At 73.6% G+C, this 10,994-nt stretch carries 9 protein-coding genes; 1 reads left to right on the forward strand and 8 read right to left on the reverse strand.

All coding sequences use genetic code 11. The features are described 5' to 3' along the window. Positions 1-143 precede the first annotated feature (143 nt). The 3 genes from IH44_RS0126035 to IH44_RS0126045 all read right to left on the reverse strand — a co-directional run bounded on the left by IH44_RS0126035 (position 144) and on the right by IH44_RS0126045 (position 2,861). Entirely contained in the window at positions 144-863 is a 720-nt protein-coding gene (locus IH44_RS0126035; RefSeq protein ID WP_030462156.1) for an MIP/aquaporin family protein, read from the reverse strand. Positions 864-1,177: 314 nt separating this feature from the next. Beyond that, the gene (locus tag IH44_RS0126040; protein WP_030462157.1) at positions 1,178-1,942 is read right to left on the reverse strand and encodes an IclR family transcriptional regulator; all 765 of its coding nucleotides are present in this window, start codon (positions 1,940-1,942) and stop codon (positions 1,178-1,180) included. A gap of 145 nt (positions 1,943-2,087) precedes the next feature. After that, entirely contained in the window at positions 2,088-2,861 is a 774-nt protein-coding gene (locus tag IH44_RS0126045) for an SDR family oxidoreductase (protein ID WP_030462158.1), read from the reverse strand. 498 nt (positions 2,862-3,359) lie between these two features. On the opposite strand from IH44_RS0126045, the gene IH44_RS0126050 reads away from it, so the two are divergent. Next, complete coding sequence (locus IH44_RS0126050; protein ID WP_198545036.1) at positions 3,360-5,420, forward strand: discoidin domain-containing protein; 2,061 nt, start codon at positions 3,360-3,362, stop codon at positions 5,418-5,420. A gap of 58 nt (positions 5,421-5,478) precedes the next feature. On the opposite strand, the gene IH44_RS0126055 is transcribed toward IH44_RS0126050, so the two are convergent. The 5 genes from IH44_RS0126055 to IH44_RS0126075 form a co-directional block, all read right to left on the reverse strand. Further along, entirely contained in the window at positions 5,479-6,612 is a 1,134-nt protein-coding gene (locus IH44_RS0126055) for an FAD-dependent monooxygenase (RefSeq protein WP_030462160.1), read from the reverse strand. 71 nt (positions 6,613-6,683) lie between these two features. Continuing rightward, on the reverse strand, positions 6,684-7,247 hold the full coding sequence (locus IH44_RS0126060; RefSeq protein ID WP_030462161.1) for an ATP/GTP-binding protein: 564 nt from the start codon (positions 7,245-7,247) through the stop codon (positions 6,684-6,686). Between the two features lies 1 nt (position 7,248). Next, positions 7,249-7,605, reverse strand: a complete 357-nt coding sequence (locus IH44_RS0126065; RefSeq protein ID WP_035956428.1) for a DUF742 domain-containing protein — start codon at positions 7,603-7,605, stop codon at positions 7,249-7,251. Between the two features lie 59 nt (positions 7,606-7,664). Beyond that, on the reverse strand, positions 7,665-8,102 hold the full coding sequence (locus IH44_RS0126070; RefSeq protein WP_030462163.1) for a roadblock/LC7 domain-containing protein: 438 nt from the start codon (positions 8,100-8,102) through the stop codon (positions 7,665-7,667). Next, the gene (locus tag IH44_RS0126075) at positions 8,099-10,708 is read right to left on the reverse strand and encodes a nitrate- and nitrite sensing domain-containing protein (protein WP_063759686.1); all 2,610 of its coding nucleotides are present in this window, start codon (positions 10,706-10,708) and stop codon (positions 8,099-8,101) included. Before IH44_RS0126075 ends, IH44_RS0126070 begins: the two co-directional genes overlap by 4 nt. Positions 10,709-10,994: the final 286 nt, after the last annotated feature.

Below are 10,994 nucleotides of genomic sequence, written 5' to 3' on the forward strand. Positions count from 1 at the left end.
CGATCCGGCCGTCCGCACCGAAGACGATGCACCGGCTCGACGTGGTGCCCTGATCGATCGCGGCAATGTAATTGGCAGTCATACGGGGATCCTCGGCTCTGGGTGAGGGATGCGGGTGGGGGTGCGCGGGGTGGAGCGCGGGGTCAGAACGCGACGTGGTAGAGGCCGCCGGCCAGCAGGCCGCCGATGGCCGGGCCGGCCACCGGGATCCAGGCGTACGACCAGTCGGAGCCGCCCTTGTGCGGGATCGGCAGCAGGGAGTGGACGATGCGCGGGCCCAGGTCGCGGACGGGGTTGATGGCGTAGCCGGTCGGGCCGCCGAGCGAGAGGCCGATGCCGACCACGGTGAGGGCGACGATCAGGATGCCCGTGCCGGACAGGCCGAGGCCCTTGGTCAGGCCCTGGGTGAGGATGCCGAGGCAGAGCACCATGGTGCCGATGATCTCGGTGAGCAGGTTCTGCAGCGGGTTCCGGATCTCCGGCCCGGTGGAGAAGATGCCGAGGGTCGGTTCCTCGTTGGCCTGGAACTGGCCGAGGTAGGTGAGCCACACCAGGACCGCGCCGATGATCGCGCCGAGCAGCTGGGAGGCGAGGTAGAGCGGGACCTTGCCCCACTCGCCGCTGTCCACGGCGATGGCCAGGGTGACCGCGGGGTTGAGGTGGGCCCCGGACTTCGGCGCCGACATGTAGGCGGCGATGAGCACCGCGAAGCCCCAGCCGAAGGTGATCGCCAGCCAACCGGCGTTCAGCGCCTTGGACTTCTTGAGGGTGACGGCGGCGCAGACGCCGCCGCCGAGCAGTACCAGTGCGGCGGTGCCGAGTGTTTCGCCGACGAAGATGTCGCCGTTGGAGAACGCGGACACGAAGACTCCCTTGTCCTGATGGCCCGGAGGAGGGGGGTGGGGGCAGGTGGACGGTCGATCGCCGTGCGGGTGAGAGCGCAGTGGAACCAGTTCGAACGTCCGCCGTTCGACAATGCCGACCGACATGCGGAAGCTTCTCCCCCTGGCGTTGCCCACGTCAAGGCAGGGTTACTCAGCTGTGACTCACCGGACGCCGGCCCGGCCGGAAAGCGGCCCCGCAGGCGGCCCGGCAGGCGGCCCGGAAAGCGAAGGGGCGCGGGCGGGCGAGATCGCCCACCCGCGCCCCGGCGCGTGCGGAAGTCCGAACGGGAGGATCAGAAGCGGCCGGCCCCCAGGTCACGGGAGATCGCCCGGGCCGCGCTGCGCACCGACGCCACCAGCGAGGGCCTGGGGAAACCGTCCTGGCAGACCGTCTCCACCGCCCCCGACACGCACACCGCGCCCACCGGGTTGCGCCGCCGGTCCTGGATCAGCGCCGCCACCGACGCCACCCCCTCCCAGGTCTCCTCCACCGCGTCCGCCCACCCCCGCTCGCGGATCAGCGCGCACTCCGCGTCCACCTCCGCGGCCCCCGTCAGCGTCCGCGCCGTGTACGCCTCGAACGGGCCCTCGCCCAACTCGCCCCGCGCCACCGGGTCGTACGCCAGCAGCACCTTCCCCAGCGCGGTGGCGTGCAGCGGCTGCATCGAGCCCACCTCCAGCACCTGCCGCGAGTCGTCCGGCCGGAACACGTGGTGCACCACCAGCACCCCCCGCTGGTGCAGCACGCCCAGGTACACCGTCTCCCCCGCGGCCCGCGCCAGGTCGTCCGCCCACACCAGCGCCCGCGCCCGCAGCTCGTGCACGTCCAGGTACGACTGCCCCAGCCGCAGCAGTTCCGCGCCCAGCTGGTACTTCCCGCTCTCCGGGTCCTGCTCGACGAAGCCCTCGGCCTGCAGCGTCCGCAGGATCCCGTGCGCCGTCCCCTTCGCCAACCCCAGCGAGGTCGACACCTCCGACAACCCCAACCGGCGCTCCCCGCCCGCCAGCAGACGCAGGATCGCCGCCGCCCGCGACAGCGACTGGATCGGGCCGGGCATCGGCAACCTCCGCAACTGGTGGTCGATATTGTCGACCGTGACGCTTACGCCACCACTCTGCCACACCGGCGTTGCCCGACCGGCACCCTCCGCCCCGGCCGGGAGGGTGCCGGAGGGCGCTGCTCCGGGTGCGGCCGGGCGGCCGTCAAGGCTTGCGGTAGTCGCGGCCCGCCGTGTTGGAGATCTTGCCGAGGCCGCCGGGGGGCAGCAGGCGGGCGGCGGTGACGGCGGCCCGGTAGCGCTTGCTGGGGACGCAGAGCGGGCGGTTGCGGGCGAGGTCGCGCAGCGAGTCGTCGACGACCCGGTCGGCGGTGAGCCAGCCCCAGCCGGGGATGGAGGAGGTGCCCATGCCGGCCCGCTGGTGGAACTCGGTGCGGGTGAAGCCGGGGCACAGCGCCTGCAGCCGCACGCCGCTGCCGGCCAGGTCGCGGGCGATGCCGAGGGTGAAGTTGACCACCCAGGCCTTGGTCGCGCCGTAGGTGCCGCGCGGCAGGAACGCGGCCACCGAGGCGACGTTGACGACGCCGCCGAAGCCGCGCTCGCGCATCCCGGGGACGGCGGCGGTGGTGAGCCGCAGCACGGCCTCGATGTGCACCTTGAGCATGTCGAGCTCGTCCTGCACGGGGACGTCCAGGTAGGTGCCGCGGTGGCCGAACCCGGCGTTGTTGATCAGCAGGTCGACGGGGCGGTCGCCGTCGCGCAGCCGCTGCTCGACGGCCTCGATGCCGGCCTCGGTGGCGAGGTCGGCGGCCAGCGTCTCGACCCGGACGCCGTGGCGGGCGGTGAGTTCGGCGGCGGAGGCGGCGAGGCGTTCGGTGTCGCGGGCGACCAGCACCAGGTCGCGGCCGTCGCGGGCCAGGCGGTTGGCGTAGGCGGCGCCGATGCCGGCGGTGGCGCCGGTGATGAGAGCGGTGGTCATGGCCCCGACCGTACCGGTCGGTAGGCGGGTGCCGCACCGACCGGCCGGACGGTGGACCGCTTCGGCCCTTCGGGCGACCCGCGGGGCGTCGGCGGCGCGCCCCGCACCGGCGTTCGTCCGATCACCCTACGGTTTCGGGCAGCGCCGCCGTCCCACGCGGCGCCCTTCCCTCCCAGGAGAACTGATGTCCGTTCGGCTCCACGCCCGCTCCATAGAAGTCGCACCGCCGGCCCGCACCCGCCGCCCCGCGCGGCACTGACGGACCGGCACCGCCTCCGCACCTCCGGGCCCGCCCCTCCCACGGGGCCGGGCCCGACGCGCGTCCGGGGCCCGGACGTTGACGACTCGTCGACGTGTCTCTCCTCCGGCCGACCGTACTGACCGGTCAGTAAATCCGGTCCGATGCCTTGACGCCCCGTCAGGCGCTCGGGATTCTCGGGGGACCGCACCCGGAGCACCGCTCCCCCGCCGCCGCCTCCCCCGAGCCGAGAGGTGACCATGACCGGGAACCACCGCGCCAGGAACGTCCTCGCCCGCCTGCTGCCGCTGCTGCTGCTCGCCGCCGCCCTCGCCGCCGGCACCGTGCCCGGCCCCACCGCCCGGGCCGCCGACGGGTGGTGGAACCCCACCGCCCGGCCGGTGCCGGACTCGCAGATCGACGTGACCGGGGAGCCGCTGCACGGCACCGCCCCCGACGGCAGCGTCCGCGGCTTCGTCGACGCGCACAACCACCTGATGTCCGCCGAAGGCTTCGGCGGCCGGGTGATCTGCGGCTCCGCCTTCTCCGAACAGGGCGTCGCGGACGCCCTCAAGGACTGCCCGGAGCACTACCCGGACGGTTCGCTCGCCCTGTTCGAGAACGTCACCGGCGGCGCCGACGGCCACCACGACCCGGTCGGCTGGCCGACCTTCGCCGACTGGCCCGCCCACGACTCGCTCAGCCACCAGCAGGACTACTACGCCTGGCTGGAGCGGGCCTGGCGCGGCGGCGAGCGGATCCTGGTCAACGACCTGGTGACCAACGGGCTGCTCTGCTCGATCTACCCGTACAAGGACCGCCCCTGCGACGAGATGGAAGCCATCCGCACCGAGGCGAAGAAGTCCTACCAGCTCCAGGACTACGTGGACCGGATGTACGGCGGCCCCGGCAAGGGCTGGTTCCGCATCGTCACCGACTCCGACCAGGCCCGCCGGGTGGTCGCCCAGGGCAAGCTGGCGGTGGTGCTCGGCGTGGAGACCTCCGAGCCGTTCGGCTGCAAGCAGGTGCTGGACGTGCCGCAGTGCGACCGGGCGGCGATCGACCGCGGCCTGGACGAGCTGTACGCGCTGGGCGTGCGCAGCATGTTCCTGTGCCACAAGTTCGACAACGCGCTGTGCGGGGTGCGCTTCGACGAGGGCACCACCGGGGTGGCCGTCAACGCCGGGCAGTTCCTGTCCACCGGCACCTTCTGGGCCACCGAGCCGTGCACCGGCCCGCAGCACGACAACCCGATCGGCCTGCCCACCGCGCAGGCGAACGCCCTGCTGCCGGCCGGGGTGAGCCTGCCCGCCTACGCGGCCGCCGCGCAGTGCAACACCCGCGGCCTGACCGACCTGGGCGCGTACGCGATCGACGGCATGGTCAAGCGGCACATGATGCTGGAAGTCGACCACATGAGCGTCAAGGCGGCCCGCAGCGCCTTCGAGATCCTGGAGTCCAAGGGCTACCCGGGCGTGCTGTCCAGCCACAGCTGGATGGACCTGGACTGGACCGAACGGCTGTACAAGCTGGGCGGGTTCGCCGCCCAGTACCCGCACGACGCGAACGCCTTCGTGGCCGAGGCGAACCGCACCGAGGCGCTGCGCGAGCAGTACGGCGTGGGCTACGGCTACGGCAGCGACCTGAACGGCGTCGGCGGCTGGCCGGGGCCGGTCGGCGCCGGTGCGCCCAACGCCGTGACGTACCCGTTCCGTTCGGCGGACGGCGGCTCGCTGCTGGACCGGCAGGTCACCGGCAGCCGGACCTGGGACGTCAACACCGACGGCCTGGCGCACGCCGGGCTGCTGCCGGACTGGATCGAGCAGATCCGGCTCTCCGGCGGGCAGGGCGTGGTGGACGACCTGATGAAGGGCGCGCAGTCCTACCTGACCACCTGGCGGGCCACCGAAGTGCACGACGCGGGGCGGGAGTTGGCGACGGGGGCGGCCGCCTCGGCGAGCTCCTCGGAGTGGAACCCGTTCGTCTCGTACCAGCCGGGCCGGGCGGTGGACGGCGACCGGGGCACCCGCTGGGCCAGCGACTGGAGCGACGACCAGTGGTTCGCCGTCGACCTGGGCACCGCCCGGGTGGTGGACCGGGTGACCCTGGACTGGGAGCGGGCCTACGCCCGGTCGTACCGGATCGAGGTGTCCGCGAACGGCACCGACTGGCGCACCGTGTGGTCGACCTCGGCCGGTGACGGCGGGCTGGACACCGCCGCGTTCACCCCGACCTCGGCCCGATGGGTCCGCTTCCACGGCGTCCAGCGGGCCACCCAGTGGGGCTACTCGCTGAACGAGGTGTCGGTGCACGGCGCCTGACCGGGGAACGCCGCGGGGCCCGGCAACTGCCGGGCCCCGCAGTACAGGTGACGGTGCGTCAGTACGGCTTGACCAGCACGTGGGCGGCGCCCGGGATGCCGACCTTCAGCAGCTCGTCCTCCTCGGGGGTGGTCGCGGTGCCGGTCTCCTGCTTGAGGACGGCCCGGGACAGCGACTGGACGAACATCGCGCGCGGGCGGCGGCGGGCCTCCCAGGCGGCCAGCGCGGCCGGGACGTCCGCGGCGGCGTCCAGCTCCTGGGCCAGCACCAGGGCGTCCTCGACGGCCATCGCGGCGCCCTGCGCCAGGTGCGGGGTGGAGGCGTGCGCGGCGTCGCCGGCCAGCACCACCCGGCCGACGTGCCAGGGCTCCTCGACGGTGACCTGGGAGATCCGCGAGTACACCACGGCGGCCGGGTCGGTGACGTGGGTGAGCGCCTCGGCGACCGGGCCGGCGAAGCCGGCCAGCCGCTCGGCGAGCTGCTCGTGGGCCCGCTCCGGGTCCGGGCGGAAGTCCTCGGCCTCGGCGAACACCGCGCCCAGGTACATGAGTTCGGGGGTGATCGGGGTGAGCAGCGCCTTGGCGGCCTGGTTGCCGGTGCTCATCACCACGCCCTGCACCTCGTCCTGCCGGGGCACGGTGACCCGCCAGTTGGCGAAGCCGGTGTACTCGGGGCGGTAGCGGTCGCCGTACAGGCGGGTGCGCAGCGGCGAGCCGATGCCGTCGAAGCCGACCACCAGGTCCCAGCGGCCGGTCGAGCCGTCGGACAGCGTGACGTCCACGCCCTCGCCGTCGTCGGCGAGTTCGGCGATGGTGGTGCCGAAGCGGACGGTCGCGCCGGCCTCGGCGGCGGCCCGGCCGAGCACCTCGGCCAGCGCCGGGCGGGGGATGCCGTTGTTGGCGGGGGCGCCGTCCATCCGGGGCTGCGGGATCTTCGCCAGCGGGTTGCCGGCCGGGTCGCAGATGGTCAGCACCTCCCACTCGAAGCCGGCCTCCAGGCACTGCTCCAGCACGCCGAGTTCGCGCATCACGTGCAGCGCGTTGGAGGGCTGGATGATGCCGACGCCGAGCGCGTCGAGCTGCTCGCGGAGCTCGGCCACCTCGACGGTGTGGCCGCGCCGGGCCAGGGCGACCGCGAGGCTGAGGCCGCCGATGCCGCCGCCGTGGACGAGGACGCGCAGGGGTGTTGCCATGGTCTCTCCGTGGGTTCGGGGGACGGCCCGGGCGGGGGCGCGGGCCGTGCGGGTGCGGCGGGGCCGCCGGGTCAGCCGACCGGCAGCGCCATCAGGTGGTCGACCAGGGCCAGCAGGGCGTCCCGGCCGAACGAGCGCTCGCGGACGTCGCCGACCAGCATCGGCACGTGCGGGTCGAGGTCGAGGGCGGCCCGGATCTCGGCGTCGGAGCGGGTGTTGACGCCGTGGAAGCAGTTGATCGCCACCACGAACGGGATGCCGCGGCTCTCGAAGAAGTCGATCGAGGCGAAGCTGGTCTCCAGCCGGCGGGTGTCGGCGATGACGACGCCGCCGAGCGCCCCGTTGACCAGGTCGTTCCACATGAACCAGAACCGCTCCTGGCCGGGCGTGCCGAACAGGTAGACCACCAGCTCGGGGCTGACGGTGATCCGGCCGAAGTCCAGGGCGACGGTGGTGGTGGTCTTCTGGTCGACGCCGGACAGGTCGTCCACGCCGACGCTGGCGGTGGTCAGGTACTCCTCGGTGCGCAGCGGCGCGACCTCGCTGACCGCGCCGACCAGGGTGGTCTTGCCGACGCCGAAGCCGCCGGCGATCAGGATCTTGACCGCGGCTGCGGCGGCCGGGGTGCTGGTCATCTCAAAGCCTCCTCAGGCCCTCACGTACGGCGGCCAACAGGCCGCGGTCGGCGCCGCCCGCGGCCCGGGCCACCGAGATCGGGGCCCGGGCCGTCAGGAGGCCCTGCGCGACGAGGTCGCCGAGCAGGATCTTGGTGACCGAGACCGGCAGGTCGAGGTCGGCGGCGACCTCGGCCACCGCGGCCGGGGTCCGGCACCGGTCGATGATGATCCGGTGCTCGGGCTGCAGCCGGGCGGGCCTGACCGGCGCGCCGTAGGCGTCGACCGGGGCCGGCACGCTGGTGAGCAGGGTGATCAGGGTGAAGTCGTCGCGCTCGGGCGCGGTGCGGCCGCGGGTGATCGTGTACGGCCGCACCATGCTGTCGGCGCCGTCGTCCCCGTCCTCGTACCCGTACTCGTCGTCCCAGGGCAGGGCGTTCACGCGCGTTGCCCGCTGCGGACCCCGAACGCGTCGAAGTCGCCGCGCTGCGGGGTGCTGAGCTTCTGGCCGACCTGCTGGACCAGGTTGTGCATGGCCAGCGACATCACCTCGGCGTCGACGTCCTGCGAGGCGATCACGGCCAGGTGGGTGCCCGAGCCGGCCGCGATGACGAACAGCCAGAGGTCGGCGAGTTCGACGATCACCTGGTGCACCGGGCCGCCCGCGAACAGCTGGCCCACGCCGCGGGCCAGGCTCTGCTGGCCGGTGGCGACGGCCGCGAGGCGCTCGGCGTCGGAGCGGTCGATGCTGCGGGAGTGGCCGACCACGAGGCCGTCGTCGGAGAGCAGCACGGCGTTCTTGGTGCCGGCCACCGAGTCCACCAGGCCGTCCAGCAGCCAGTCGAGATCCTGGTGGGTGGCGGTAGTGCGCGTCATGACCGGTCTTCTCCCGTCGGGGTGTGGTTGTTGTTCCAGCCGTCGGCCGGGCCCGTCCGCCCCTCGGTGCCGCCGGCGGTGTCGGCGGCCGGGGGGACCTGGCCGCCGCGCGCCTCGCGGGAGCGCCGCTGGAACGCCCCGATCGCTGCTCCGGCCCGTCGGGGGGCCGGTCGGAACAGCGGGTTCTCGTCCCAACGGGGCGGCGCGGGCGCTTCCTTGGGGGCCGCGGGGTCGATCCGCAGCTCGTCGGCCAGGCTGGCCTGGCGGATCCGGCGCGGCAGCGGGGGTTCGCCGCCGGGCGGCGGGTACGCCGACGCCGGGAGGGGGGCGGGGGCTTCCCGGTGCCCGGCGGGCGGCGGCCACGCACCGGCCGCGGCGGGCTCGGGGTGGTGCCCGGCGGGCAGCGCGTACGGGGTGGGCGCGGGCTGCAGCGGCAGGATCGCGTCGGGGAACGGCTGCTCGTGGCCGGTCGCCGGGTACGGCTCGTAACCGGCCGCCGGGTGCTCCCCGTGCGGTGCGCCCAGCTGCTCGTACTGCGGGTACGGCTCCTCGGCGGGGTACGGGGCGGCGGGGGCGTACGGGTCCACGGCGGGTGCCTCCTCGACCGCCGACGGCAGGCTGTAGGACACCGAGACCGGTTCGGACCCGGCGGTGAGGGCGGTGACGCCGGCCAGGGCCTGGCCGCGGTTGCGGGTCGGCAGGCCGCCGGACGGCTGGGCGGGGACGATGGTGGGCCGGGCGTTCGGGTCGGGGACGATCAGTTCCTCGGGGACGAGCACCACGACCCGGGTGCCGCCGAACGCGGACTGGCGGAACTCGACCCGCAGGCCGTGCTGTTCGGCGAGCCGGGAGACGACGTAGAAGCCGAGCCGGATGTCGTTGCCGCGGGCGAGCACGTCGGCGCGCGGCGGGCGGGCCATCATCGCGTTGGCGCCCTCGATCTGGTCCTCCTCCATGCCCAGGCCGCGGTCCTCGACCTCGATGGCCACGCCCCGGCTGACCCGGCCGGCCCGGACCTCGACCGGGTTCGGCGGGCGGGAGAAGGTCAGCGCGTTCTCGATCAGCTCGGCGAGCACGTGGGCGACCGGGCCGACGGCCCGCTCGGAGATCCACGGGCTGCCCTCCAGGTCGATGCTGACCCGCTGGTAGTCCTGCACCTCGCCCTGGGCGGAGCGCATCACGTCCAGCAGCGGGACGGGCTTGCGCCAGCGCCGGTGCGGGGCGCCGCCGGCCAGGATGACCAGGTTCTCCTCGTAGCGGCGCAGGCGCGCGGTGAGGTGGTCGAGGTCGAACAGGCCCTCCAGGAACTCCGGGTCCTCGTGGCGGCGTTCGAGCTCGTCCAGCTTCTTGAGCTGCTGGCCGATCAGCTGCTGGGTGCGGCGGGCGATCCGCTGGAGCAGCCGCTCGTAGGCGCGGTGCTGGTCGGCCTGGGCGACGGCGGACTGCACCGCGCTGGCCCGGGCCAGGTTGAACGCCTCGGCCAGCTTGGCGAGTTCGTCGCCGGTGCGGCCCCACGGGTCGGGGGCGACGGCCCGGGCGTGCTCCTCCGGGTCGACCTGTTCGCCGTTGCCGAGCCGTTCGACGACGGCGGGCAGCGTGGTCTGGAGGTCCTCGGCCTGCTCCTGGAGCCGGCCGATCCGGCGGCGCAGGGTGCGGGTGATCCGCCAGGAGGTGACGGCGACCACGATGACGGCGATCAGGCCGATCACGGTGGTCAGCACCAGCCGGACGGCGAGCGAGATGATGCTGCTCTTGCCGTGGTCGACCACGTAGGCGGTGCGGTACTCGAGCAGGTCGACGAGCTGCGGGTTGAGCGCGTCGACGGCCTGCCGCCAGGCGCTCTGGTCGCCGGTGAGGGCGATCCGGCCGTTGCGGTCGGCGGCGGCGGGCCTGAGCAGCTGCTGCTCGACGTCGCCCTTGGCCTTCCAGGCGGAACTGCCGGTGATCTGCTTCCACTTGGCGGCCTGGTCGGCGGCCAGGTAGGGCGCGACCTTGGTGCCGAACTGGAAGTCCTGTTCGGCGACGGCCTGCCGCAGCTGCTGGTAGTCCTCGGCGCTCAGGCTGCCGGTGGGCCAGCCGCGGGCCAGCAGGGCGTCCGAGCGGGAGATCATCTCCTTGCCCCAGAACAGGTCGACCAGCGGCGCGGAGATGGTGGTCATCTGCCCGTTGTCGACGTGGCTGAGCGCGGCGAACAGCTTGAGGTCGACCGCGATCAGGTCGGTGTAGTAGCCGTAGACCGCGGCCTGCTGCTGCTCGCTGCCGCTGTCGACCAGGGCGCGCTGGGCGGGCAGTTGGTTGATGGACTGCCGGGCCAGCCCGACGGCTTCCTTGACTTCGTCCGGGGCGTCGGAGGCGGCCACGTCGGACGCCTTCTGGAAGTCGCGGATGGCCTGGTCGGTCTTGGCGCGCTGGCTGCGCAGCGCGTCGGTGACCCCGCTGTGGGTGGCGAGGACGTCGGCGCTCAGGCGCCGCTCCTCCTGGAGGTTGTAGTAGACGATGTTGGACGGCTGCCCGGCCTCCTGCGCGAGCAGGCCCTGGGCCGCCTGGCGCTGGAAGTCCAACAGGAGCTGTCCGCTGGTGACGGCCCACAGGGCGGCCAGCGCCACACTGGGGACGATCGCCAGGACGAGCAGGGTCGCGCGGAGCGAGAGCCGACCCGTTCTGATCCGCCGAGAAGCGCGCGTGCGCAGGGCATTCTCCTTGGGGACGACACCAGTCGTTCACAACTGGTCGAATCTGACAGGACTCTGACGGACGGATACTAGTCACACGGTATAAGGACATGAAAAACCGCTGCCCAGTCCCGGTCCCCCGGCGGCCCCGGACGGCGCCCGGGAACGGCGCCCGGAAACGCCGGACGACGGCCGGGAACGCCGGACGGACCGCCGGCTC

Origin of the sequence: Kitasatospora sp. NRRL B-11411, assembly GCF_000721345.1 — a bacterium.
Classification (GTDB): Bacteria; Actinomycetota; Actinomycetes; order Streptomycetales; family Streptomycetaceae; genus Kitasatospora; species Kitasatospora cineracea.